The following is a 24,386-nucleotide window of genomic DNA, read 5'->3' as shown; positions in this document are numbered from 1 at the left end:
ACGACTGTGACAATGCGGTTGCCCGCGCGTTTCCCCGCACGAGTGTAGCGGGCGCCGCGCGGATCTCCGACGTCAGCGTGAGATATGAGCGAGATCTCGGTGAGATCTACGCCGCAATCGAGTGACCGCCGCGTAACCGGTTAGGCGAACTCGCTGGTCGAAGCCCATCTATGACGGCACATAGACCAATTGGTTTGGTGCGTGTTTGCTCCCACACACCGACGGCGTTCAGCTACCTTTCACTCCCGAAGCCGGGGCGGAGACCGCCGCGGGCCACTCGGCGCGCGTCAATTGCGCCGCGTCCGCCTGGTCGAGCTCGACGTCGAAGACCTCGGCGAGCACCTTCGGCAACTCGGCGACCTCGAGTTCGCGCACCTCCTCCGAGCCGTCCGGGTAACTGGTGGTCCAGGTGGTGCCGTCCAGCTGGTGGTGCACCTCGGCGTGGAAGCGCTGTACGAACGGCCGCGTGGTGAACGGCGAACGCGCCGAGGTGGACACGTAGTGGTTCCCGACCGCGAAATCGATGCGGTACTGCGGGGTGGTGACGAACGTGTAGCGGTCCACCCAGCCGTCCCGGCCGAACTGGTACAGCGTCCACAGCTCGCCACCGGCCGCGTCGATGGACCGCTCCAGCCGGAAACGCCATGCGCCCACGCTGAATTCACCACGATCGGGGGCCAGCTCGACCGGTTCGACCGGCCCCCACCCGAAGCCGACATCGCACAGCCAGCGGCGATCGTCGTCCACGGCCTTGACCCGCAGCAGCGCGTGGGTGGCCGGGCGCAGGTTGGTCGCGCCGCGCGTGACACGGCCCGACATGGCGGTGAACTCGAAGCCGAGCCGCTCCAGCGCGGCGGCGAACAGGCCCACGTTCTCGTAGCAGTACCCGCCACGCCGCCGCCGGATCAGCTTGTCCTGCAGCGCTTCCGGATCCAATGGGATGCCACGGCCGAGAATGATCTCCAGATTCTCGAACGGAATGGTGGTGGTGTGGGCGCGCACCAGTTCGCGCAAAGTGGCCAGGGTGGGCGTGCGCTCGCCGGTGAATCCGATCCGGGCCAGGTAGGCGTCCAGGTCGAGGTCCGCGCCCTGCCAGGTGTACGAGGGGTCCGCCGGTGTGGTCATCGCTGCCTTCCTATTGCGCCGGATTCGCCGAGATCAACGGTATTCGGCGGGAAAGTGTTCCGGCGGCAGCGGGTGCGGATCAGTGCACGGAGTCGGCCAGGGTGGGCAGGCCCTCGCGGTAGGTGGGGTACATCGGCTTCCAGCTCAGATCGGCGCGCGCCTTGGCGTTCGAGACGCGGATGGAGAAGTCCAGCATCTGGGCGGCCGCCAGCGGTGAGGCCATGCGCACCAGGCGGGCCGGGAGCCGGCGCGGCGGCCGCGCGCCGACGGTCTCGGCCATGGCGTCGAACATGGTGTCCCAGGTGATCGGCTCGTCGTCGACGATGTTGTACGCCTGACCGGCGACGCCGCGTTCGAGGGCCGCGACGGTCGCGGCGGCGGCGTCGGCGAGGTGGACGAAGCCGACGTACCCGGTCCCCGTGCTCGGCAGCGGGAACATACGCAACCGCAGCGCCCGCACGAAGCTCTCCGACGCGCCGGGACCGTAGAACAGGCCGTAGCGCAGGGCGATTCCGTCGATGCCGGGTGCGCGCCAGGCGCTCGATTCGGCCTCGTGCAGCGCGCCGATGATGCCGTCGGTGACATCGCCCTGGATGCGGCCGAACGGGTCCTGCTCGGTCACCAGCCGCGAGCCGTGGTCGCGCAGGCCGTATCCGACGATCAGCGACTGGGTGAGATAGCGCCGCGCCCCGGTGCGCTGGGCCAGCTCCACCAGATGCTTACTGCCGATCTCACGTAACGCGTTGGTGCGCAACAGACCCGGCGCGTGATAGTGGGTCGGCGGCGAGTACCGGTAGGAGGTGAGCTGGTGGATGACCGCGTCGGCGGTCAGTCGTTCGGTGGCGCGCATCAGGTCCGAGCGGTCCATGACGTTGGCGACCAGCGGGGTGGCCCCGAGCGAGCGCGCGACCTCGGCGCCGCGACCGCCGCGGGTGAGCGCGTACACCTGATGCCCGGCCTGCCGCAGCGCCGTGACCAGTGGCCGCCCGATCGCTCCCGTCGCCCCAGCCACCACGACTTTCATTGCGCCTCATCCCGTCTCACCGCGCCGATATCGACTGCGAGCCTACTGTCCGGGGACGGGATCGGGTGGGTCGTGGTCAGCACCGAACGGCCGCGCTCAGGCCGCGCATTTGGCGTTCGGAGGCGCGGGCGGGGCGGTGTTCACGCCGGCCGCGACGTCGATGAGGTAGTCGTGGTCGCCGCCCAGCGGCTCACTGCCGAGTAGCAATCGCTGGACCGCACAACCGGATTCGAAGAACACCGGATTGATGCCGTGGTCGCCGGGCACCACGCGGCCCTCCAGATCACGGCCGCTGACCACGGTGTACATGGAGACCGGGTGGCCGGAGAGGGTCAGTGACGCGCGCATTTCGAGCGACTGGGTGTAGGGCACCAGCGGGTCGGCGGTGCCGTGCAGCAGGACCGCGCGCTCGACGTCGATGCGGTTGGTCATGAGCGCCGGCGACCGGTCGAGGTAGGACTGCACACAGGTGACCGGGGTGCAGCCGCCCGCGTCGCGTTCGATCTCGGCCCGCAATTGTGGTCCGGCCAGGCCGGATTCGAGCCAGGCGGTGACGTCGTCGGCGTGGCCGAAGGTGTCGACCCAGAAGTCGTAGGTGCCGGGCGGGGCGTAGGCGGCGGCCAGCCCGCTGGTCACACCGCCCTGACTCCAGCCCCACAGCACCGTGGGACCGATGCCGGGGTGTTCGCCGCGGTACCACTGGGTGGCCGCGACGGTGTCGCGCCAGCCCGCCCAGACGTTCCACTCGCCGGTCCGCCAGGTGCCGGTGTCGGAGCGCTGATCCATGGTGACCAGGGCCGCGCCGGTCTGCCGGACGATCGAGGCCAGGTAGTCGGGGAAGTCGCTCGCGCTGCCGGCGTGGCCGTGCACCGCCACGATGAGTCCGCGGGCGCCGCCGTCGGGTTCGTAGACCCGGCCGGTGGCGGTCTCACCGTCCACCGTCAGGGTCACCGGCCGCATCGACACGTCACCGGGTGGCGCGCTCGAAACCATCGGGGCCGCAATCACCGTCGCCGCGAGCATGCCCGCGACCGCACCGACCATCCGCATCCCTCGCCACCGGACACCCACGCCCGGCATCGTCGCATGTCCGCGGAGCCCGGCCGGGTACCCACGCCGGGCGATTTCCGGGCGGCGGGGTACCCGCGGATTCTGATGATGGAGGCTAGGATTCGACCATGCGTTCGATGGATGCCGCGGAGCGGCGGGCTCGGCTGGGGGTGCGGCACCGGCTGGCCGCAGGGGTGCGCGGCGACGCGGTCGAGCAGATCGTGCGGTCGATGGTGGTGCTGCACGCCACCGATCCGGCCACCGTGTACCTGTCCGTCGCGGCGCGTGGGGTGGGGATCGAACCCGGGCACGTGGAGCAGGCGCTCTACGACGATCGGACGCTGCTGCGCATGCTGGCCATGCGGCGCACCATGTTCGTCGCGCCGGTCGACCTGGTGCCGGTGCTGCAGGCGTCGGTGGCGGATGCCTTGGCGCACAAGCAGCGCAAGACCTACGGGCGGTACATCGAACAGTCCGGGGCGGTGACGGGGAATGTCAGCGCGTGGCTGAACGAGGTCGAGGCGGAGACCCATGCCGCGCTGCTGGCGCGGGGCAGCGCGACCGGGGCGCAGTTGAGCAAGGAGGTGCCGCGGCTACGGACCCAGGTCGACACCGCGCCGGGCAAGCCGTATTCCAAGCCGACCAATATCACCACCTGGGTGCTGGTGACGCTGGGCTGCGAGGGCCGGATCGTGCGCGGACGGCCCAATGGGAGCTGGGCCAGCAGTCAGTACACGTGGGCGCCCATCGAATCCTGGCTGCCGGAGGGGATTCCGGCGCTGCCGGTGGACGAGGCGCGGGCGGAGCTGGTCCGGAAGTGGTTGCGCGCCTTCGGTCCCGCACCGGTGAGCGATCTCAAGTGGTGGACCGGGTGGACGCTGGGTGAGGTCCGCAAGGCGCTCGCGCCGGTGGATACCGCCGAGGTCGACCTGGGTGGTGAAACCGGCCTGGTTCTCGCCGACGATCTGGAATCGACTCCCGCCCCGGAACCCTGGGCCGCGCTGCTGCCCGCCCTCGACCCCACGCCGATGGGCTGGCAGTCCCGGGACTGGTTCCTCGGCCCGCACCAGCCCGCGCTCTTCGACCGCAATGGCAATATCGGCCCGACGGTCTGGTGGGACGGCCGCATCGTCGGCGGCTGGGCGCAGCGCTCGGACGGCGAGATCGTCTGGCGGCTGCTCGAGGACGCGGGCTCCGACGCCGAGCGCGCCATCGCCGCGGAAGCCGAACGCATCGGGGCGTGGTACGGCGATATCCGCCCGATTCCCCGATTCCGAACGCCGCTCGAACGCGAGCTCACCGCTTGAGCCGCGCGCCGGCACTCCGTCGAATACCGCCGCGCCGGTCGGCGATCCGTGCCGCAGCTAGGTTGCGAGTTTGCGATCGAATGTCGATCTCATTGCATGGCAGGGTATTCGACGGTTGCGGCCCGGCCCGGGCACTACTGTGAGGTTGCTGCCCACGAGTATTCGGAGAAATTCTGCGGGCCTACCGGGCGGCAGGCTGTTACTGTCGGCATTGTTGTTCGCACGATCCGGGCCGGGACACGGGGAGGTCCAGGGGTTCGGCGAGTTTTCGGAGTGTGTCATGGCGTTGACGAATCGGCTGGTCTCCCCGGCTGCACCGCACATCGATTCGGCCGGCGCGCCGCACGGTAGCTCCGCCGAGGGGCGGCCCGCACCCGCGCCGCCGCGAAACGACCTGTGGGGTGACGCCTTCCGGGATGCGGCGCTGGGAATGTGCGCGGTGCTGTCGGCGACCGACGGGCGCATCGATCCCGCGGCGCGCATGCGGGTCGCGCAAATGGTCGGCGCGCACGAGGTCCTGCGCCTGCGTTCCCCCGAGGACCTGCGAAATCTGTTCGAGGACAATTGCGCCCGGCTCATCATGGATCCTGCCTTCGGGCACGCGTATGTGATGGCGCAGATTTCCAAGGCCACCGATTATCCCGAGCAGGCGGCCGCGGTGGTGCGGATCGGGCTGGTCGTCGGGCAAGCCGACGGCGAACTCGGCGCACACGCGCTCACGGTGATTCGCGAGGCTTGTCAGGTTTTGCGTCTGGACCCGCACGAATTCGGTCTGTAAAGCCCTCTGGCTTTTGCTGGACATTGCCCGGAGCCGTCCCGCATTCTTGGAGCGTTTGCTGCCTAGCGAGGGGATTCACTCTGCATGGCGATCCAAGGGTTCCTCAATATTCTGCTCGACACCGTCCACCCCAATCGGGGCTGGCGGTATTGCGGCTGGTGCGAAGGCACCGGGGCCGCAGGCTATTCCGACAGCGGGTCGGCGATCCTGTGCACCGGCTGCGGCGGCATCGGCTGGCTCGTCGATCCGCCCGTGCACCGGCGCTGACCAGACGGTTCACCCCCGGCGAAGTGGCACACCGGGGGGTGAATCGACGGGAAGGGCTGTCTCACATATCGAGTCCGAGGTCCAGTACCCGGACCGAGTGGGTGAGCGCGCCGACGGCCAGGTAGTCGACGCCGGTGCGGGCGTAGTCGGCCGCCATGTCCAGCGAGAGTCCGCCCGAGGATTCGAGTTTGGTGCGCGGCGACCGGGTGTTGCGGCGCTGCACGGCCGCCTGGGTGGCCCACAGCGGGAAGTTGTCCAGCAGCACCAGTTCCACGTCCTCGGCGAGGACGGCGTCGAGCTGGTCGAGGCTGTCCACCTCGACCTCGCATTCGATGTCCGGGTTCAGTTCCCGCACAGCGCGCAGCGCGGCAACCACCGAGCCCGCGGCCACCACGTGGTTGTCCTTGATCAGCGCGGCATCGCCCAGCCCCATGCGGTGATTGACGCCGCCACCGACCCGCACCGCGTACTTCTGCAGGGCCCGCAGGCCGGGCAGAGTCTTGCGGCTGTCGCGGATACGGCAACCGGTGCCCGCCACCACGTCCACCCACTGGGAGGTGGCGGTGGCGATTCCGGACAAGTGGCACACCAGGTTCAGCAGCGTGCGCTCGGCGGTGAGCAGCCCGCGCGTGGGTGCGGCCAGGCTGAGCACGACGTCACCGGGCTGCACCCGGGTGCCGTCCGCGACGCGGCCGGTGACCTCGTAATTGCCCGCGCCGAGCACCTCGTCGAGCACGAGCAGGCCGACATCCAGCCCGGCCACCGTGCCCGGCTGGCGAGAAGCCATGTCCGCCTTGGCGACCGCGTCCGCGGGCACCGTGGCCAGCGTGGTGATATCGGGCCCGTATCGCAGATCCTCGTCGAGGGCGGTGCGGATGAGCGCGACCACCGCGTCGCGGTCCAGTCCGGCGTCGAGGGTCATTGCTGCACTCCTTCTTCGATGACTTGTCCTGCGCCCCGGGCGATGCGGTTCCGGACCGCAATCTCGTTCCGGACCGCAATCTCGTTCCGGACCGCAATCTCGTTCCCGACCGCGATGCCGTGCGAGACGGCGAGCGCCGGCATGACGGCCGTGCCCGTCACGAGGCGACGGGCACGGCGGCCCGGCCCCACGCCTGCCCCGGCTCGATGCCGTCGGCAACGAGCTTCGGCCGCCCGTCGGACCCGAGCCGCACCGCGACGCTGCGCCGCAATTCCTCTCGTGGCTCCGGGTAATCCGACCGCGTGTGGCAGCCGCGGCTCTCGGTGCGCGCCGCCGCCGCGACCAGCAGCGCCCGCGCGGTCAGCGTGAGCGCGGAGTCCTCCAGCTCGCGAATGATCGCCGCGGCCGAATCGGAGTGCGCGACTGCGCCATCGCTCGACGCCGCCACGGCATCGTCGGCCCGGCCGACAGCTGCGCCGTTCCCGTTCAGCGCCCGCTCGACGGTGATGTCGGGCGCGGCATTGTCGGCGACCAGACCGACCATGCGCAGAACGGCGGCGCGCAGGCCGTCGCCGTCGCGGACGACCGAGGCGTGCTCGGTCATCAGCTCCTGCAGCAACTTTCGATCCGCGCGGGCGAAGCGCAGCGGGCCGACCTCGGCGATCGGGCGGGCCGCGCCCCGGCGTTCGGCGGCCGCCGCGCCCGCGCGCTCGCCGACCACCAGGCCCTCGAGCAGGCTGTTGGAGGCCAGGCGATTCGCGCCGTGCAGGCCGGTGCGAGCCACCTCACCGGCGGCGTACAGGCCGGGCACCGTGGCGCGGCCGACGGTGTCGGTGAGGATGCCGCCGCACTGGAAGTGCGCGGCCGGCGCGACCGGGATCAGATCCGTGGTGGGGTCGATGCCCGCGGCCAGGCACGAGGCGGTGATGGTCGGGAAGCGTTGCGGGAAGCCCTCGATCGAGCGGCCGTCGAGGTACACGTGGTCGGTGCCGAGCTCGTGCATGCGGGCCGTGATCGCGCGGGAGACCACGTCGCGCGGGGCCAGATCGCCGCGCGGGTGCACGCCCGCGGTCACCGAATTGCCTTCGGAATCAACGAGAATCGCGCCCTCGCCGCGCACCGCCTCGCTGATCAGCGGGCGGCGGCCCAGGCCGCCGGGCGTGAACAGCACGGTGGGGTGGAACTGCACGAATTCCAGGTCCGACACCAGCGCCCCGGCCCGCAGCGCCAGCGCGATGCCGTCGGCGGTGGCGCCGGCGGGATTGGTGCTGCACGCGTACAGCTGGCCCAGCCCGCCGGTGGCGAGCAGCACCGCGGGCGCGTGCACGATGCCGAAGCCCTGGCCCGACACCACGATGACACCCCGCACGCCTTCGGGACCGGTCACGATGTCGAGCACGACGGCCCCGAACAGCACTGGCAGTCCGGCGGTGTTCAAGGCTCGCTGCACCTCGGCGCCGGTGGCGTCACCGCCCGCGTGAATGATGCGGCGGGTGCTGTGCCCGCCCTCCCGTGTCCGCGACACCTGACCGTCGCGCCCGAGATCGAAGACCGCGCCCAGGTCGGTCAGCGCGACCACGGCGTGCTGCCCGCCCTCGACGATGGACCGCACCGCGTCCGCGTCGCACAGTCCGGCCCCGGCGACCACGGTGTCCTGCACGTGCGATTCCACCGAATCCCCGTGCGGCGCAACCACCGCGATCCCGCCCTGCGCGTACTGGGTGGAGGTGTCGGTGGGCCCGCCCTTGCTGAGCGTCAGCACCCGCAGCCCGCGTCGGGACGCGGTCCGCGCGGCGGTCAGGCCGGCCACCCCGCCACCCACGACGACGAGATCGGCCTCGGCTTCCCAGGTGATGGAAATCGATGTATTCACCATTGCTCATCCCTCCCCTGACAGGGGACGACGTGGCTACTCGCCGCCGCCGGGGTTGCCGATCTCGATCATGCGCTGCACCGAATTGCGGGCCAGGGCAGCGGTTTCGGCATCGACGTGGACCTCGTCACGGTTCTCCACCAGGCAGCGGAGCAGGGCGGCGGGGGTGATCATCTTCATGTACTGGCAGGAGGCCCGGTCGTTGACGGGCTGGAAGTCGATGCCGGGGGCGGCTTTCCGCAGCTGGTGCAGCATGCCGACCTCGGTGGCGACCAGGACCTGGTTCGACTTGGCCGCCTTCGCGGCGTCGATCATGCCGCCGGTCGAGAGGATGTGCACCCGGTCGGCCGGGAACTCGCCCGCGCCCGCCAGGTAGAGAGCCGAAGTAGCGCAACCGCATTCGGGGTGCACGAACAGCTCGGCGTCGGGGTGGGTGCGGGCCTGCTCGTTGAGCTCGTCGCCGTTGATGCCGGCGTGCACGTGGCACTCGCCCATCCAGATGTGCATGTTCTCGCGGCCGGTGACCCGCTTGACGTGCGCGCCCAGGAACTGGTCCGGCAGGAACAGCACCTCGCGGTCCGGGTCGATGGAGGCGACCACGTCGACGGCATTGGAGGAGGTGCAGCAGATGTCGGTCAGCGCCTTCACCGCGGCGGTGGTGTTCACGTACGAGACCACCAGCGCGCCCGGGTGCTCGGCCTTCCAGTCGCGCAGTTCCTCGGCGGTGATGGAGTCGGCCAGCGAGCAGCCCGCGCGCTGGTCCGGGATGAGCACGGTCTTCTCGGGGCTGAGGATCTTGGCGGTCTCGGCCATGAAGTGCACACCGCAGAAGACGATGGTGTCCTCGGGCGCCTCCGCGGCGATCCGGGACAGGGCCAGGGAGTCGCCCACGTGGTCGGCGATGTCCTGGATCTCGGGCAGCTGGTAGTTGTGCGCCAGGATGGTGGCATTGCGCTCACGCGCCAGCCGCTTGATCTCCGCCGCCCATTCCGGGGTGGCCTCCACACCGGAGTATCCCGACGGGCCGTCCGTGATGCGCTCGGTCAGCGTCATCGTCGCGCCCACTGCTGCAGCCATGGCATGGCTCCTTCTCTCATGCGCCCGGCAACCTCGCCGATTCGCATCCAACCGGTTTTCGACTTAGAATCGAAAACGTGGCCCATCGTAGCACCATCCACGAAACACTCACCGCGGTGTTCCAGGTTCGTCGCTTTCCTGACACCATCCGTGCAGGTGAGAGCCCTAGCGTGGGTGGGATTGCCATCTCCGACCGCTGCCCGCCGGGTCAGCGCACCGAACTCGCGGTGCTGCTGTGGGAACGCGCCCTGGACCCCGCCAAGGGCACCTGGTCGCTGCCCGGCGGCCGCCTGCGCGACGACGAGGATCTCGATACATCCGCGGCCCGCCAGCTCGCCGAGAAGGTCGATGTCCGCGAGCTGACCCACCTCGAGCAGGTGTGGGTCTTCAGCGATCCCGACCGGGTACCCGGCGACCGCCGAATCGCCTCGGCCTATCTGGGTCTGGTGCCGCTGACCGCCGAACCGGTGCTTCCCCACGACACCAAGTGGCACCCGGTCTCGGATTTGCCGGACATGTCCTTCGACCACGGCACGGTCGTCCGCCATGCCCGAAACCGCTTGGCCGCCAAGCTGTCCTACACCAATATCGCCTTCGGCCTGGCCCCCGCCACCTTCACCATGTCCACCCTGCGCGAAATCTATTGCGCCGCACTGGGCTACGACGTGGATACCACCAATCTCCAACGAGTGCTGACCCGCCGCAAGGTGATCACCCCCACGGGCGCGACCTCCTCCCCCGGCCGCGCGGGCGGGCGGCCCGCCGCCGTCTACCGCTTCACCGACTCCGGGATCCGCGTCACCGACGAATTCGCCGCCCTCCGCCCGCCCAGCTAGCCGCGCGGACCGCCCCTGCCTAGGCCGGTATTGTCGCCGCTCGGTCCGGATCGGTCACCGGGTCCAGCTTCCGGACCCGGATCGTGATCGCGACCACGATCGCCGCCAGCACGAAAAAGCCTGCGCCCCAGTAGAATCCGACGTCATAACTGTGAATCGCGGCGCGCGCCGGCAGATCCGGGGTGGGCGGGTGATTGCGCGCGTATCGCGTCGAGACCTGCACCGCGATCGTAGTGAGCAGCGCGGTTCCGATCGAGGCGCCGATCTGCTGCACGGCGTTCAGCAGACCGCTGGCCACACCGGCGTCGCGATCGTCGATCGCGTACAGCGCGGTGGCCTGCATGGCCACGAAGATCTGCGCCATGCCGAGCGCTATCACGATCTCGGCCGGCAGCACGGCAGCCCAGTAGGGGTACCCGACCCGCAGCTGCGCCAGATAGATCAGGCCACCCGCCCCGAGTTGCGCACCGGCCAGCATCAGTACGCGCGGCCCGACCTGGGGCAACAACTTGCTGGCTATGCCCGCGGAAACGACGATGCCGAAAGGAAAGGGCAGGAAGGCGATTCCGGCCTTCAACGGCGAATACCCGAGCGTCTGCTGGAAGTAGTAGCTGAGGAACAGGAAGACCGCGTACATCGCGACCGGAACCAGCAGCGCGACCAGGAACGAGCCGCCCCGATTGATCTCGCCCGGAATACGCAGGGGCAGCAGCGGATTGGCGACCCGCGCCTCGATGGCGACGAAGGCCAGCAGCAGGCAGACACCGATCACCAGCAGCGCGACGGTGCCGGCCGCGGCCCATCCCGCCTGCGCCGCACGATTGAACCCGTACACGACGCTCGCCAGTCCCGCGGTCACGAGAACCACACCGGGCAGGTCGTAGCCGCCCACCCGGCGGACCGGCACGTCCCGCACGACGACCAGCAGGGCCGCCGCCGCGGTGGCGGCCGCGATCGGAATGTTCACCAGCAGGCACCAGCGCCAGGACGCGTACTGCGTCAACGCTCCGCCGCCGATGAGCCCGACCGCGAACCCCGCTCCGGATACGCCCCCGAAGACGGCGAAGGCGCGAGCCCGCTCCTGCGCCGCGGTGAACGTCACCGACACCAGCGACAGCGCCGAGGGCGCCAGCAATGCCGCGAACATGCCCTGCAACGCCCGGCCGGCGAACAGCATGCCCGGGCTCACCGCCGCCCCGGCCAGCGCCGAGGCCACCGCGAACCCGACCAGGCCGATGAGGAAGATCCGCCGCCGTCCGACATAGTCGGCCAGGCGGCCGCCCAGCAGCAACAGGCCGCCGAACATGAGCGTGTAGGCCGTGAACACCCATTGCTTGTCGGCATCGCGGATGCCGAGGTCGGCCTGCGCGTAGGGCAGCGAGATCGTCACGATCGTCGCGTCCAGGACGACGAGCAATTGCGCGATCGACAGCACCAGCAGTGCCCACCAGCGACGATCGGACGCCGCCCGTTCTTCGGACATGAAGCTCACCCCTTACTTATCGGTTTCCTGCGACCGCGCCGGTCTCACGCGACCGCGCGATTGTTGAAGCTCCGCCCGGGAAGGCGGCTCGCGACGAAATCCACCGCGGATCCGAGCACGCCGATGACCAGGATGATGGCCACAACCTGGTTGTAGGCCAACTGATCTCGGGCATTGAGGATCTGATAGCCCAGACCCGACCGGACCCCGAGCATCTCCGCGGGTACCAGCACGATCCAGGCGGTACCCAGACCCAGGCGCAGACCGGTCCGGACATGATCACGCACGGCCGGAATGATCACGACCCGCAGCTGTTCCACCCGCGTCGCGTGAAACGACCGTGCCACGTCCAGAAAGCCGCGGTCGATGGCGTGCACTCCGGAGACGGTGTTCAGCAGGATGGGCCACACGGCCGCGGCCGCGACCAGGAAATAGACCGGCTGATTACCGATTCCGAACAGCGCGATGGCGATCGGCGTCCAGGACAGCGGCGAGATCATGCGCAAGAACTGCACGATGGGCGTGGCCGCCCGCTCGATTCGCGTGCTCAGGCCGATCAGCAGACCCGCCGGGACACCGATCACCATTGCGATGGCCAGGCCGATGACCAAGCGCCACAGGCTGATCGCGGCATCCGACACCAGCACGCCGCGCTGATACAGATCGGCGATCGCCGGTAGCACCCGCTGCGGCGCGGTCTGGCGCAGCAGCGAATGCTGTGGCGCCAGTACCGAAGTCGCCAGCCACCAGAGCAGAACCGTGAGGATGATGGCCGCGGCCGCGGGCCAGGCCTTGGCGACGGCCGACCGGGATACGGTGCGGGCGGTCGGGGTGGATCGAACGAAGGTAGAAGTCACAGCAGTTGCACCTGTTCAGCTCTGACGAGGTCGGCGGGCAGCCCCAAGGCCTGTGTTCCTCCGTGTGCGGCAATCGAATTCAGCACGAAGGTGTCGTCGACCAGCCCCGCGTGCGCCATGCTCGGATCCAGGTCGTCCAGAAAGCCGCGATCGCCGTCGACCACGGTGTCGTGCATTGCCTCGACCAGCTTCCGGGTGAAGCTGGGATAGGGGTACGGCTGGAATCCGACCAGTTGCGGTGACCACTCGGGGTGTCGCAGTTGATACGGCGGCGCGGGATAGGTCAGCGCCGTCCGAACCGCGGGCAGTGGCTGGGGCAGGTAACTTCCGGACGTCAACGCACCCGCGGATCCGTTGCGGTCCGCCGTGATTCGCAGTTGGGCGGCCACCACCGCATCCGTGACCACCTGCACCGCGGACGGGCGCTCCGCGATCACGTCGTCCCTGGTGACCAGTACGCAGCAGGCATGTTCACGCCACACGTCGCCCAGGAAGGTATGGATTCGCCCGATCTTCTTGATCTGCGCGATGGCATTGAACGGGTCCGCCACGACATACCCGGCGATCGAGCGATTCGCCAGGGCGGGAACCATATCCGACGGACTCATGACAACGAGTTCGACGGTGCGCTGGGATCGCGACGCACTGCGCCGCACCACCGGAGTGATGTCGTGGGCTCGCAGCAGTTGCTGAAGGACGATGTTGTGGATCGACCACCAGAACGGGATGGCGACCTGGGTTCCCGCCAGCTGATCCAGATCCGTAATGTCCGGGGCGACAGTGAGTGCGGAGCCATTGGTGTGATTCCAGCCCAGCACTCGCACTCCCACACCCAGGACGCGCTGGAGTTGCAGAGCCATCGGCATCAACAAGTGCGCGACATCGATCTCACGAGAGACGAACGCCTCCGCCAGCCCGGCCCAGCTTCGGAACATCACGGGCCTGCCGCTGCTCACCCCGGCGGCGTAGAGGCCCGCCGAATGCGCGATCAGCAGCGGCGCCGCGTCGGTGATCGGCAGGTAACCGATGCGAAGTGCGCTCTCCCGCCGTCGCCCGGCGGTGGCCGCGCTGTGAACGAGGTCCGCCGAGCCGAACAGCCCGGCGGCGACGGTGAGTCCCGTCGCGCCCGCCAGCAGGTACCTTCTCGAAATATCCGTCAAGGAACCGCCACCTCGTCCGGGTGGTACTGCTGGAGCATGTCGTCACGCAGCGCCGGCGTGTCACCGGTTCGCACATCCCGCCATTCACGGCGCATGCTGCCCCGGTCGAGCAGCACGATCCGATCCGACAGCGCGATCGCTTCGTCGACGTCATGCGTGATGAGCACGACGGTGGCAGCGAGCTCGGCGACGAGCTCGGCCAGCCACTGCCGCAGGTCGATTCGAGTCGCCGGGTCCAGGGCACTGAACGGCTCATCGAGCAGGAGCAGCCGTGGCCGGGTCGCGACCGCCCGCAGCACGGCCACGCGCTGCGCCTGGCCGCCCGACAGCTCGCTCGGATATCGGTCCGCGAGGCCGTCCAAACCGAAACGCCGCAGCAGGGTTTCCGGATACCGACGGTCGAATTCGTGCCGGTGAGCGGCGAATCGCCGTGCCACCGAGATGTTCTCGACGACCGTGAGCCAAGGCAGTAGCAGGGACTGCTGGAACACCACCCCGGTGCGCGGGCGAGCGCCGTCCGCGCTCCAGCTCACCGTTCCCGCGGTCAGATTCTCCAAGCCCGCCAATATCCGCAGCAGCGTGGACTTTCCGCTGCCGCTCGGGCCCAGCACGGCGAGAAACTCACCGCGATCGATCGAGATGCTCACGTTGTCCAGCACGAGATTGTCGCCGAACTTCTTCGTGCCGCAATCGAGGGTCAATTCATTTCGCAAACAAGGACACCTTCGTGAGCGGAATCGAGCGAGCGCGCCGACCATCGACGGCAGCGCTCACTCGCTTCCAGGGGTTCGCGCTATGCGCCCTTTACACCGGTCAGCCGCGTGTACATGCCGCCGTGCACGCTGTCGACGACCACGTCGCTCAGCTGTTCACGGAATACCCGCTCGAACGGCTCGAGCTTCTTGTAGTGCGATCCGACGATGAACGACTTCAGGAAGTTGTACCCGTTGATGGCGGGGTACCCGAATCCGGAGGTTCGCGGCAGGGCATCGATGATGCGCACACCGGTACCCGGATTCAGGTTCGCGAGGAGCTCTTCCAGTTTCTGCGAAGGGTTCGGAACGCAGCTCATCGCAATGCAACTGAAGACCACGTCGACGTCTCGAAGCAGCGGTGTCGTCGCGATGTCGTCGACCACGAGCTTCACATTGTTCCACCCGTTCGCCGCCACCCGCTTCTCCGCCTTGGCGAGAATGGCCGCGTTGTTGTCCAACCCGATCACCCGGCCCGACGGGCCGATCGCGTCGATCAGAGCCGGGAAGGCAAGTCCGGTACCGCATCCGAGATCGGCCACCGTCTTGCCGGACAGGTCCAGTCCGGCGACCAGGGCCGGGTGCAGCTTGTCGATTCCACCGAGTGACAGGACCCACGCGGTCCGGTCGTAAATCGGTGCCGCGATATCGTATCGCTCTGCGAATTTCATACCCACTCCCTCAGGTTCTCTTCGGCCGAAGCAGTTATCGTCGAGTCAGTCGAACTCGGAAGCCGCCCTTGATCACCGGCGCCAGGCCGGGATCCTCGCGGAGTGACCAGTGTGGCGGCACTTCGATCTTGTAGCGGCTGAAGATCAAGGCCACGAGGTACGGCGCGATCAGGTACCCCAGTTGGGCGCCGGTGCATCGGTGCGGGCCCGCACCCCACGCCAGGTAGTGCAGGACCCGGGGCTGATCGACGCGTTTGCTCTTGTCGTAGAACCGATTCGGATCGAACTTGTCGGGATCGGTCCACCAGCGCGGGTCGCGGTGGATCGTCGAGATCGGAACGCCCAGCATCGTATTGGGCGCGATGTCGAACCCTTGGAAGTTCGCGCCGGTCGAGGTGAATCGGAGCAGGAGCGGAAGACCTTGCATTCGCATCGATTCCTCGAAGCAGGATTTCACCCAGTGCAGGCTGCGCACCGACTCGATGGACGGTTGTGAAAGATCGACAGTGCCGCTCTCTTCCACGAGGCGATCCGTCGCTTCGGCATCGAGGACGGTGCGAACGACCGTTTGGGTGATCGCGCCGGCGGTAGTGCCATACGACGCGCTGGTCATCGTCGCCACATCGAAGCAAAGGTCCCAGAAGGTCATGGGGGTCTTCAGCTTCTTGTACCCCGCGAGCATGCCGTCCAGGACATCGCCGTAGGTTCCCAGAGCCGGCGAGTTCTGCCGCTCGACAACGCGATTCTTGACGATCTTCGCCGCGGTGTACACCGCCCAGGGCCGGATCTTGTACGGACCCCACGGGCGCACCAGGTTCGGCGGATCGGCGATCTTCAGAGTCGATCCGAGGAACTTGGTGAAGGTCGAGAGGCCGTTGTGCAACTCATCGATCTCCTGGGGAGTGAAGGGCTCGGTGAACGTCTGCTTCAGCACTCCTCGCAGGAGGGTCTGAAAAATCGCCTCCTGCAGATCGGTGACACCCTCGGCGTCGGTCGCCACGGCGATGTTCGCGTCGAGGCTGTCGAGATAGGCTTCGACATTGGCATTGAACGTGCTCTTCAGACCGTCCCGTGTGACCAGCGGACTGACGATCCGACGCCTTTCCCTGAAGAGCTCTCCCTCGATGAACGACAACCCGTTCTGCCGCTTCGCAATGACGGGATGATAGTTTCCGAACTTGCTGTAGTCGCCGGAGGTGTCACCCATGGCCGCGTGTGCGTCCTGCGGGTTACCCAGTACGACCAAGTCCCGGAGCGGGAACCTGATTCGGCTGACATCTCCGTACTGCCGGACAGTGTCCCGCAGGAACTTGTTGCGGTCCTTCGCGAACTCGGGGTATGAACCCATGAAACGGTGTCCCGGCGGCCCGGGCAGGTGCTCATTCGAGAAACGGCGGCTGATTATGCTGGTTTCAGAATGCACCTTCGGCGCCTCGACGTGCGGGCATTTGTTGGACATGAAGAACCTTTTCCATCTCTACTTGCGGAACACGTAGGCGCGAACCATGCCGCCGTGGTACCGCGCTCGGGAATCCAATGTGAGGCCGGCCTTTTCGCAGCGGGCTATGGTGTATTCCGCGCCGCGGTCCATCTCCACCTCCCTGGTCATGTGGGCGACGGGCGCCAAACCGAGAAATCCCGCGATCCTGCGAATCAGCAACAGGCGGTACTTCAGCACCGTGCGCAGCAATTCGCTGTCCGGCAGGGCGAGTTCGATCAGCAGAAAGCGTCCGCCGTCGCGGAGCACCCGTACCGTCTCCGCCAGCGCGGCCGACGGGTCGTCCATGTCATCGAGCGCGAAACACATGACGACGGCGTCGAATGCCGACGACTCGAAGCTCAGGGCCTCGGCGCTTCCATGCACCAGGCCCCACTCGCTCCGCGGCCACTCCTGCCCCAGCCGCGCCAGTTTGCGCTCCGCCACCTCCAGCATCTGCTCATTGAGATCGACGGCGCAGTAGGACATCGGAAATCGATATTCGGCGGCCAGCGCGGACGCGATCTCGGCCGTCCCCGCGGCGACATCGAGCACCCTCGAACCGGCCTCGAGCCGGAGCAGGCGAACCGCCTCGCGCCGGAGCCGCTTGTCGCCACCCAATGTGAGAATCGAATTGACCAGGTCGTAGCGCGGAGCTATTTCCGTGAACATCGCCTGCGGCGTAGCCGGACGTGTCCCGACCATTCGAGTCCCTCCTCTCTGATTGCCTGACAGTTCATTCGGTTCGCCCTACCCGGCGAATCAGTTGGACAGCCGCGTCGGCGCCCACCGCCTTCACCATCGACCACGCGCCGGATCTCGCGGCCTTACCGTCGCGCAGCCAGCCCGACACCAGTCCCACGACCTGGCGGACATGAATGCGTCCGGCCAGCGCGGGAGCCTCCACCGCGGGAATGCGCGCGTCGATGAGCATCGGGCCCTCGGTGCGAAGCGCGGATCGGAAGGCATTCCCGAATTCCTCGGATGTCCGCGCCGTCACCGCGGGCAGCCCGCAATGCCGCGCGAAGCTCGCGAAATCCAATGGCGCGAATTCCGATGAGGTATCCGGCCATCCCATGATCCAGCTCTCGAACTTGATGGCGGCCAGCGCGCTGTTGTTGAAAACCACGATGACCGTTGTCGATTCGACCTTCGCGGCATTGCGGAGCTCGGCCAGCGTGATACCGATCCCGCCGTCTCCCACGATCGCCACCGAGATGTCCTTCGGTCTGCGCGCGGCGACGTCCACCGCAGCCGGCACGGCGAATCCCATGGTGGCGAAGGATGCGGTCCACAGATATCTGGATGCGGACCGTACGTAGCGGTATGCCCAGAGCGTGTTGATGCCGACATCCACGCTCAGGGTGGATGCTCTATCGGCTTGCGCGAGCTCATGATCGATGATCTGCGCGGCCGCGGCCGCGCGCAGCTCCCGCGCACTCTCCCGCGGCCCTTTCCGCTGCGATGTGCCGGGCCGAGCGATATCGCGCACGGCGACAGGATCATTCGACGATCCGATCAGTGCCTCCAGCAGCTCCCGCGCGTCTCCGAGCAGGCCGATCGATTCGGGCGGGAGACGGAGGAAAGTCAGCGGGTCGGCATTGATCGACACCACCGGACCGTTTCCGACGAGCTCGAATGCGGAGCCGCGCCAGGACACGCCCACCAATACGACGAGCCGGCTCTGCCGGATGTTCTGCATTGCTTCGTCATGACCGGATGTCCCCACCAGGCCGTCGCAGTGTTCTCCCAGAACGTCCGCGGCCAGGGCACCCATGGTGCAGTAGAGCGGAGCTCCCGTGCGCGACGCCAACTCGAGCAGTTCACGTCGTGCGCCGGCTGCGCCACGGCCCACGATGATCGAGACATTCTCGGCGGCTTCGAGCAGTTCCGCGGCCCGCGCGATCTCTTCGCGGGCGGCCATCGTGCTACCGGGAAGCCCGATCAACGACGTCGGAATCCCTTGCGCGCTCGAACTTTCCACGAGCGCCGCACTGTTGCCCGCCGCTATCGCGGAGTTGGCGACGTGAATGTGGGTCACTCCTTTACCCCCGGCGGCCACGGTCAGCAAGGCGTCTCGAAGGCGCGTCGAATCCTTGGCGGTGCCGTCCAGGACGACCGATATCGCCGAGATCTCCCCCAGCACGTCCACCGGATCCAGGAACCAGCGGTCGATTTCGAAGGAGACCAGCAGCACCGACGCGCTGTCGAACGAAGCGTCGTAGAGCCCGTTCAGCTGCGCGAGCAATTCCGCGGGCGAGGTCACCAGGGCACACGCCACGGTCCCCTCGGCCTTGAAGGCCGCGGTTGCCCGCATGGCGGCCGCCTGCGTATCGGAGACCACATGCACGTCGAGGTCGGACGATTCACTCGCCGAACCGAGTCGCGCACAACTGCTTCGCGAGAGATACACCGAGTCGACGCCGCGGCCCGCTATCGCACCGAGCAGATCGCTCGCGAACCGGACGGCATCGGCGTCGACCCTCCCGCCGGACAGCGCCGGTGCCATTTCCAGCGCGGAGGTCAGGATCACGACCGGACCGTGCTCGCGGCCGGCCTCTTCCAGCCTCGAATTCAGCTCGCTCGGGGTTCCGGCCCAGAAAACCGGGATTCCGAAGGCCTGAGCCAGATCTCGGATCGTCGCACCGGATTCCGCTGCGCAGACGACGGTGACGGGAACCGTGTAGCGCGCGGCGGTGGACAGCTCCGCGATGTACTGGTCCAGGGACGCGAGGTCGGTCAGCGCATAGCATCGATCACCGGCCGCCAGCGCGAGACCGATCGACATCGGCAGCGCCGACCCTTCGGCCTCCAGATTCCACGCACTGTGGACATTCGCGTGCTCGGTCAAGAACCTGCGCGACAGCCGCTGGATCGGTCCCGGGTCGACGGCCACCGACGCACCCGCCAGCCGCCGCGTGAGCACCGCCCACCCGCCGGGCAGCACCGCGTCGCCCGGTGTACCGGACGGCTGCTCCGATAATGCTTGTGCCGGAACGTCTTTGCGGCTCGACACAGCGGAGATCAAGGACTCCAGAATCGCCGGGACATTACCGGCGATCCCAACCCGCCGGCATCCCGCGTCGAACCCGGACGTAGCGAGATCGGTGATTTCGATCAGGATGTTCGCCGCGGGAAAGTACCGCTCCACTCCGACGGTTCGCCGGCCGATCAGCAGAACGCTGCCGTCGGCAGCGAATTCTTCATGGTCGTCGACCGGGGTTACCAGCGCCTCCGGGATTCCCGACTCGGGCAGCGCCAGCAGTGGAGCCGCCAGCGCGTGTGCGAGCAGGCGGGCGCGATCGACCGATTCCCCGCTGCCGGAACCCAATACGATCGACGTCGGGTTCGCGCACACGTGGTCGGCGAGGTCGTCGATGCGCTTCTTGTCGACCTTCGTGGCACTGCGGCGATCCAGCCGATACGGGCTCGCCTGTTCCCTCTCATCGACCGGTGCGTTCAGCAGATCCGACGGGACCGCGACATGAGCCGAGGTCTGCTCGAGTCGTATCGCGAGCACGATCTGGTCGAAGACGCCGATCTGGTCGGCCGACATGATGTCCGATGAGCGCCACGTACCGTCCCGGAACAGCCGCGAGGATTCGATCTCCTGGAACGACTTCGTCCCGATACCGGCCAGCGGAACCTGTCCGGATATCGCCAGTACCGGCACCCGGTCGTAGAGCCCGTCATAAACGCCGGGCAACAAGTGCGTGGCGCCGGGGCCGGCCGTGCCGAAGCACACACCCACGGTGCCCGAGCCGCGCGCGTAGCCGACGGCCATCCAGGAGGCCGCGCTTTCATGGCGAACCGCGATGAGCCCGATCTCTTCCCGCCGCCCGACCGCGTCGACGAGGCAATTCACCGATTCCGCGGGCATCCCGAAGAGGTAGCGCACATCGTTCCGGACCAATCGATCCACCAGCGCGTCGGCGAACCGGGGACGGCCCATCAGGTCGGCCCCCAGGTGCGGATTCATCTGTGGCATGCGCTTGCCTCCATTCCGCGGTATCCCTCCGCGAGTACATCGACAACGTCAGCTAGGTGCTCGAGTGCGGGCACGGTGATCCGGACGCCGAGGCCCGGATATTCACGGACCGCGATCCCCGAGCGGGAGCAGCAATCGACAAGAGCTGCCGTGTGCCGCATGGGCATCCAGAGAAAGTTGCCGCCCGATTCGGGCAGGGCGAGTCCGTGCTCGCGAATCGATTCGCTGAACAGCGACCGGCAGTGCACCACCGAATCGACCTGGGCGGCAAGCTCATTGCTCACCTCCAGCGAGGCGATCGCCGCGGCCACCGCCATCCGGTTCACGCCGAAGGGCAATGCGGCCGTTCGACAGGCACCGATCAGATCTCTATTGCCGACGGCGTACCCCACGCGGAGCCCAGCCAGCCCATAGGCCTTCGAGAAGGTCCGCAAGACGACAAGATTCGAATACAGGCGAGTCAGCCGGAAGATCGCGGCAGGATCGACGGTTCGATCGAAATCGATGTAGGCCTCGTCCACCACGACGACCGTGTGCCGCGGGGCCGTCCGGAGCACCATCTCGATCTCGTCGAGTCGTACCCGCTCACCCGTCGGGTTGTGCGGCGAACAGATCAGAATCGCGGCCGCGTCCGATCCGGCCGCCGCCACCATGGAATCCAGTGGCTGCCACCGGCTTTCCGTTCCCGGCACCGGCACCGGCGTGCCGCCGGAGTCCACCACGACTCGCTCGTACGCATCGAAGGCCGGAACCGCGAAGACGACTCGGCCACCATCCCCGGCGACCCGTCGCAGCACGTATCCGAGCACGCCTACGCTGCCCGGCCCGACGATGACCTGATCGGCGGCGCAGCCCACGAACTCGGCGATGGCTCCCCGCAGCGAGCCGTACGACGCGGAAGGGTAGTCCGCGGCGCGGTCCACCTCGGCCTCGATCGCCTTGCGGACGCTCGGCAATGGAGCGAAAGGCAACGCATTGTTCGAAAGGTCCAGCGCGACTACCGAATAGTTGTTCTCCTCACCCGAGCGGTACTCGTTCCACACGACACCCGGACGCGCCTTCATCAACCTTTCCACCGCATCCATCAGACGACATCCTTCTTTCTGCGGGTATCGAGTTTCAGCGCATCCATGAGGAAAATGATGACCAGCGACCCGACCACGATGCTCATCGATGAAACGGAGGGATCTATCAGCAGGATCCAGGTCGACAAATACCCCGTCGATACCACCATGTCGAAACGAAGCATGTTGTTCGCCGACTGGCTGTCGTCACGAAGGATCATCCGCGCGCACTGAACACATACGACCGGGAACCATACGAGGGCCAGCAGATACTTCTCCCCGAACTGGCCGGCGGCCACCAGGAATACCGGACCCAGGTAGACGATGATCGTCCCGGCCGCGGCCACGACCGCGGCTTGCAATCGTGTTCGGCTGATGGTCGCCGAGGTCGTCAGACCGGCAGCCCTGTCGCCGTAATAGTCGGGCAGATTCTTCACCAGCCCCTTGGCCGCGAACCACACGAACAAATACGCGGCCATGCTGAGGAAGGGCCAATTCCCGAGAACCGCCGGCCCGTGCTTCGCGACGGCGGGAGCCATCAGGAACGGGAAGGCGACATCCAGGGCGAAGAGGCAGATCGACAGCACCGGCCGCACCTTCACCCGGAATGGCGGCAGGGAGTACTGGTGCGCGATGAGAACACAGATCGCCGTCATCACGACGAAGATGGGGCTCACCAGGGTCGCCAACCCCAGCATGATCGCGCACACGACATAGGAACTCAGCAGCAGCCGCCGCCGGCCGTAGAGACCGAGCAGATACAGGCGGGCCGGCAGGTTCTCATTGTCTTCCGCGACATCGGAATAGCCGTTGAACAGATTCGCGACCGCGCTGTACAGGAAGGTGATCGCGAAGCCGATCAGAACATCGAGGTCAACCGTCAGACCGAGGAGCTTGCAGGAAAGGCAGAACGCCAGCATTCCCGGTAGGCACGTGCGTGGGCGGGCGAACGAAAGGAACAGCTCGATCCGCCCCAGAATTCCTCTCGTGTATCCCTCGGACGAATGTACCCAATCGAGTCTCTCTTCTGCCGACTTGTCCAGAAATTCGTCAAGTGTCGGTATCGACATAGTTTCAGCCACGATCACAGCTCACTCGTCATGCGCAGTTAGATATTGCCCGCCCCGGGCCCCCAGCTCCTGAAACCGAAACCCTTGCCCCACGATCGGCACTCAGAACACGACTCGTCAATGCTTATACGGTGTATTGCGATTCCACCGGTGTGAGCATACACGAAATCCTTTGTCGCCCAAGGGTGTTCAACCGCTGCCTTCATCAGTTGCACACCCCCGTGTGCGGCCGAAAAGCGTTAACAATTCACGTGATTCAGCGTGGGCAAGGTATATCAGACGTCGTCTCGTATCGCAGAGAGGGTTTCAATGCTGATCGACTTCGTTCCCGACCGGAATCTGTACCCCTTCGACTCCCGCTGGTTCGACTCGTCCGCCGGCCGGGTGCACTACATCGACGAGGGGTCCGGGCCGGCGATCCTGTTCTGCCATGGCGTTCCGACGTGGAGTTTCCTCTACCGCCACATCGTGCGGGAGCTGCGCGACCGGTATCGCTGTATCGTCGTCGACTACCTGGGGTTCGGATTGTCCGAACGTCCGCAGGGATTCGGTTACACGGTCGCCGAGCACATCTCGGTCCTCGGCGAGCTGATCGATCACCTGCGGCTCGACGACTTCATCCTGATGGGACACGACTGGGGCGGACCCATCGGCCTCGGCGCGGTCACCACGCGCGCGGATCGGCTGCGCGGAATCGTGCTGGGCAACACCACGTTCTGGCCACCCGAAGCACGGGCGAATCGCGTCTTCAGCATGCTCATCCGCACCCCCCTGATGCAGCGGCAAGTGCTCGAGCGGAACTTCCTCGTCGAGCGCGTCCTACTCGGCGAGCTGGGGCGCACGCTCAGCGCGGCCGAGGCCGACCACTATCGCGGGGTGCAGCCCACCCCGGAAGCTCGCCCCGGACTCGGCGTGATCGCCAAACAGATTCGTGACGCCCGGCCGCTACTGGAGCAGCTCTCCCGAGACGTGCCCGCCGTACTCGCCGACAAGCCGACCCTCTTGGTCTGGGGCATGCGGGACCTCGTCTACCGCCCCAAGGCCCACATCCCCCGAATGCGGGCGACATTCACCGACCTCGAAGTAGTCGAGCTGCCGAGCGCACAGCAGTTCATCCAGGAGCACGCACCCGATGAGATCGCGACGGCGATCGCGAAGCGGTTCCCCTGAGCCTGGTGAAACGATGGGCGGCGCTACCACTCGGTAGCGCCGCCCACGTCGATCAGATTCGGCCGCCTGCCATTTCGAGCGCGCCTAGTTCTTCCGGCCCGGAGCCTTCATCCCCGACTTGAAGCCGAGGCCACCCGGCTTGGCGGCCGGCGGCGCGATGGAGCCATTCCCTTCCGGCGTGCCATTGCCCTCCGGAGCCGCCGGAGCGGTGGGCTCGGCGACCGGAGCCGGAGCGGTCTCGGCCGGAGCCGAATCCGCCGCCGCAGGCGCTTCCGGAGCCGGAGCAGCGGCCGGAGCCGCAGCGCCCGGAGCCTTCGGGCCGGGGCGCTTGAGGCCGGATTTCATGGCCAGCCCCTTGGGCGCGATGGACGGCTTGGCCTCGGCGGCCGGAGCCGACGCGGCCGGATCCTGGGTGGCCGGCGAGGCTGCCGATTC

At 67.4% G+C, this 24,386-nt stretch carries 21 protein-coding genes and 1 pseudogene; 5 read left to right on the top strand and 17 right to left on the bottom strand.

The features are described from left to right. Positions 1-228: 228 nt before the first annotated feature. The 3 genes from ABZV44_RS34825 to ABZV44_RS34815 all read right to left on the bottom strand — a co-directional run bounded on the left by ABZV44_RS34825 (position 229) and on the right by ABZV44_RS34815 (position 3,193). The gene (locus ABZV44_RS34825; protein WP_354845990.1) at positions 229-1,125 is read right to left on the bottom strand and encodes an arylamine N-acetyltransferase; all 897 of its coding nucleotides are present in this window, start codon (positions 1,123-1,125) and stop codon (positions 229-231) included. A gap of 79 nt (positions 1,126-1,204) precedes the next feature. After that, positions 1,205-2,149, bottom strand: a complete 945-nt coding sequence (locus ABZV44_RS34820) for an NAD(P)-dependent oxidoreductase (RefSeq protein ID WP_354845987.1) — start codon at positions 2,147-2,149, stop codon at positions 1,205-1,207. Between the two features lie 96 nt (positions 2,150-2,245). Continuing rightward, positions 2,246-3,193, bottom strand: coding sequence for a prolyl oligopeptidase family serine peptidase (locus ABZV44_RS34815; protein WP_354845984.1), 948 nt, complete (start codon positions 3,191-3,193; stop codon positions 2,246-2,248). A 134-nt stretch (positions 3,194-3,327) separates the two neighbouring features. Here ABZV44_RS34815 and ABZV44_RS34810 point away from each other — a divergent pair, with 134 nt between their 5' ends. The 3 genes from ABZV44_RS34810 (at position 3,328) to ABZV44_RS34800 (ending at position 5,551) form a co-directional block, all read left to right on the top strand. Next, complete coding sequence (locus tag ABZV44_RS34810; protein ID WP_354845981.1) at positions 3,328-4,506, top strand: winged helix DNA-binding domain-containing protein; 1,179 nt, start codon at positions 3,328-3,330, stop codon at positions 4,504-4,506. Between the two features lie 280 nt (positions 4,507-4,786). Then, positions 4,787-5,284, top strand: coding sequence for a TerB family tellurite resistance protein (locus tag ABZV44_RS34805; protein ID WP_354845978.1), 498 nt, complete (start codon positions 4,787-4,789; stop codon positions 5,282-5,284). Positions 5,285-5,368: 84 nt separating this feature from the next. Then, on the top strand, positions 5,369-5,551 hold the full coding sequence (locus tag ABZV44_RS34800; protein WP_354845975.1) for a hypothetical protein: 183 nt from the start codon (positions 5,369-5,371) through the stop codon (positions 5,549-5,551). Between the two features lie 61 nt (positions 5,552-5,612). On the opposite strand, the gene nadC is transcribed toward ABZV44_RS34800, so the two are convergent. The 3 genes from nadC to nadA all read right to left on the bottom strand — a co-directional run bounded on the left by nadC (position 5,613) and on the right by nadA (position 9,423). After that, a complete protein-coding gene (nadC, locus tag ABZV44_RS34795) occupies positions 5,613-6,473 on the bottom strand; it encodes a carboxylating nicotinate-nucleotide diphosphorylase (RefSeq protein WP_354845972.1) in 861 nt (286 codons plus the stop codon). 157 nt (positions 6,474-6,630) lie between these two features. Beyond that, the gene (locus ABZV44_RS34790) at positions 6,631-8,349 is read right to left on the bottom strand and encodes an L-aspartate oxidase (RefSeq protein ID WP_354845969.1); all 1,719 of its coding nucleotides are present in this window, start codon (positions 8,347-8,349) and stop codon (positions 6,631-6,633) included. A gap of 33 nt (positions 8,350-8,382) precedes the next feature. Next, a complete protein-coding gene (gene nadA, locus ABZV44_RS34785; RefSeq protein WP_354845966.1) occupies positions 8,383-9,423 on the bottom strand; it encodes a quinolinate synthase NadA in 1,041 nt (346 codons plus the stop codon). A gap of 77 nt (positions 9,424-9,500) precedes the next feature. Here nadA and ABZV44_RS34780 point away from each other — a divergent pair, with 77 nt between their 5' ends. Further along, positions 9,501-10,259 (top strand): NUDIX domain-containing protein, encoded by a 759-nt coding sequence (locus ABZV44_RS34780; RefSeq protein ID WP_354845963.1) that lies wholly within the window; start codon positions 9,501-9,503, stop codon positions 10,257-10,259. 19 nt (positions 10,260-10,278) lie between these two features. Here the strand turns inward: ABZV44_RS34780 and ABZV44_RS34775 are convergent, their stop codons facing one another. From ABZV44_RS34775 to ABZV44_RS34730, 10 genes are all read right to left on the bottom strand, one after another. Beyond that, entirely contained in the window at positions 10,279-11,742 is a 1,464-nt protein-coding gene (locus ABZV44_RS34775) for an MFS transporter (protein ID WP_354845960.1), read from the bottom strand. 44 nt (positions 11,743-11,786) lie between these two features. Continuing rightward, positions 11,787-12,512, bottom strand: coding sequence for an ABC transporter permease (locus ABZV44_RS34770; protein WP_354846215.1), 726 nt, complete (start codon positions 12,510-12,512; stop codon positions 11,787-11,789). Between the two features lie 83 nt (positions 12,513-12,595). Then, the gene (locus tag ABZV44_RS34765) at positions 12,596-13,759 is read right to left on the bottom strand and encodes an ABC transporter substrate-binding protein (RefSeq protein ID WP_354845957.1); all 1,164 of its coding nucleotides are present in this window, start codon (positions 13,757-13,759) and stop codon (positions 12,596-12,598) included. Further along, the gene (locus ABZV44_RS34760; protein ID WP_354846213.1) at positions 13,756-14,418 is read right to left on the bottom strand and encodes an ATP-binding cassette domain-containing protein; all 663 of its coding nucleotides are present in this window, start codon (positions 14,416-14,418) and stop codon (positions 13,756-13,758) included. Before ABZV44_RS34760 ends, ABZV44_RS34765 begins: the two co-directional genes overlap by 4 nt. 134 nt (positions 14,419-14,552) lie before the next feature. After that, complete coding sequence (locus tag ABZV44_RS34755) at positions 14,553-15,182, bottom strand: methyltransferase domain-containing protein (protein ID WP_354845954.1); 630 nt, start codon at positions 15,180-15,182, stop codon at positions 14,553-14,555. A gap of 34 nt (positions 15,183-15,216) precedes the next feature. Next, positions 15,217-16,641, bottom strand: a complete 1,425-nt coding sequence (locus ABZV44_RS34750) for a cytochrome P450 (RefSeq protein WP_354845951.1) — start codon at positions 16,639-16,641, stop codon at positions 15,217-15,219. 18 nt (positions 16,642-16,659) lie between these two features. Further along, on the bottom strand, positions 16,660-17,364 hold the full coding sequence (locus ABZV44_RS34745) for a class I SAM-dependent methyltransferase (protein WP_354845948.1): 705 nt from the start codon (positions 17,362-17,364) through the stop codon (positions 16,660-16,662). Positions 17,365-17,395: 31 nt separating this feature from the next. After that, a complete protein-coding gene (locus ABZV44_RS34740; RefSeq protein WP_354845945.1) occupies positions 17,396-20,647 on the bottom strand; it encodes a thiamine pyrophosphate-binding protein in 3,252 nt (1,083 codons plus the stop codon). Then, positions 20,635-21,732, bottom strand: coding sequence for an aminotransferase class I/II-fold pyridoxal phosphate-dependent enzyme (locus ABZV44_RS34735; RefSeq protein ID WP_354845942.1), 1,098 nt, complete (start codon positions 21,730-21,732; stop codon positions 20,635-20,637). Before ABZV44_RS34735 ends, ABZV44_RS34740 begins: the two co-directional genes overlap by 13 nt. After that, positions 21,732-22,799, bottom strand: a complete 1,068-nt coding sequence (locus ABZV44_RS34730; protein ID WP_354845940.1) for a UbiA family prenyltransferase — start codon at positions 22,797-22,799, stop codon at positions 21,732-21,734. Before ABZV44_RS34730 ends, ABZV44_RS34735 begins: the two co-directional genes overlap by 1 nt. Before the next feature lie 291 nt (positions 22,800-23,090). Here ABZV44_RS34730 and ABZV44_RS34725 point away from each other — a divergent pair, with 291 nt between their 5' ends. Next, positions 23,091-23,951, top strand: a complete 861-nt coding sequence (locus tag ABZV44_RS34725) for a haloalkane dehalogenase (protein WP_354845937.1) — start codon at positions 23,091-23,093, stop codon at positions 23,949-23,951. 84 nt (positions 23,952-24,035) lie between these two features. On the opposite strand, the pseudogene ABZV44_RS34720 reads toward ABZV44_RS34725, so the two are convergent. After that, a pseudogene (locus tag ABZV44_RS34720) lies at positions 24,036-24,386 on the bottom strand (Fe-S oxidoreductase); the annotation flags it as partial.

The sequence above is a fragment of the Nocardia sp. NPDC004860 genome (genome assembly GCF_040609015.1).
Lineage (GTDB): Bacteria > Actinomycetota > Actinomycetes > Mycobacteriales > Mycobacteriaceae > Nocardia.
The sequence above is the reverse complement of the archived record's forward strand: the minus strand, read 5'-3'. Positions and strand labels throughout refer to the sequence as shown.

Coding starts and splice junctions, on each gene's coding strand:
- ABZV44_RS34825 (WP_354845990.1), bottom strand. CDS start 1,125: ATGACCACACCGGCGGACCCCTCGTACACCTGGCAGGGCGCGGACCTC.
- ABZV44_RS34820 (WP_354845987.1), bottom strand. CDS start 2,149: ATGAAAGTCGTGGTGGCTGGGGCGACGGGAGCGATCGGGCGGCCACTG.
- ABZV44_RS34815 (WP_354845984.1), bottom strand. CDS start 3,193: ATGGTCGGTGCGGTCGCGGGCATGCTCGCGGCGACGGTGATTGCGGCC.
- ABZV44_RS34810 (WP_354845981.1), top strand. CDS start 3,328: ATGCGTTCGATGGATGCCGCGGAGCGGCGGGCTCGGCTGGGGGTGCGG.
- ABZV44_RS34805 (WP_354845978.1), top strand. CDS start 4,787: ATGGCGTTGACGAATCGGCTGGTCTCCCCGGCTGCACCGCACATCGAT.
- ABZV44_RS34800 (WP_354845975.1), top strand. CDS start 5,369: ATGGCGATCCAAGGGTTCCTCAATATTCTGCTCGACACCGTCCACCCC.
- nadC (WP_354845972.1), bottom strand. CDS start 6,473: ATGACCCTCGACGCCGGACTGGACCGCGACGCGGTGGTCGCGCTCATC.
- ABZV44_RS34790 (WP_354845969.1), bottom strand. CDS start 8,349: ATGGTGAATACATCGATTTCCATCACCTGGGAAGCCGAGGCCGATCTC.
- nadA (WP_354845966.1), bottom strand. CDS start 9,423: ATGGCTGCAGCAGTGGGCGCGACGATGACGCTGACCGAGCGCATCACG.
- ABZV44_RS34775 (WP_354845960.1), bottom strand. CDS start 11,742: ATGTCCGAAGAACGGGCGGCGTCCGATCGTCGCTGGTGGGCACTGCTG.
- ABZV44_RS34755 (WP_354845954.1), bottom strand. CDS start 15,182: ATGAAATTCGCAGAGCGATACGATATCGCGGCACCGATTTACGACCGG.
- ABZV44_RS34750 (WP_354845951.1), bottom strand. CDS start 16,641: ATGTCCAACAAATGCCCGCACGTCGAGGCGCCGAAGGTGCATTCTGAA.
- ABZV44_RS34745 (WP_354845948.1), bottom strand. CDS start 17,364: ATGGTCGGGACACGTCCGGCTACGCCGCAGGCGATGTTCACGGAAATA.
- ABZV44_RS34740 (WP_354845945.1), bottom strand. CDS start 20,647: ATGCCACAGATGAATCCGCACCTGGGGGCCGACCTGATGGGCCGTCCC.
- ABZV44_RS34735 (WP_354845942.1), bottom strand. CDS start 21,732: ATGGATGCGGTGGAAAGGTTGATGAAGGCGCGTCCGGGTGTCGTGTGG.
- ABZV44_RS34725 (WP_354845937.1), top strand. CDS start 23,091: ATGCTGATCGACTTCGTTCCCGACCGGAATCTGTACCCCTTCGACTCC.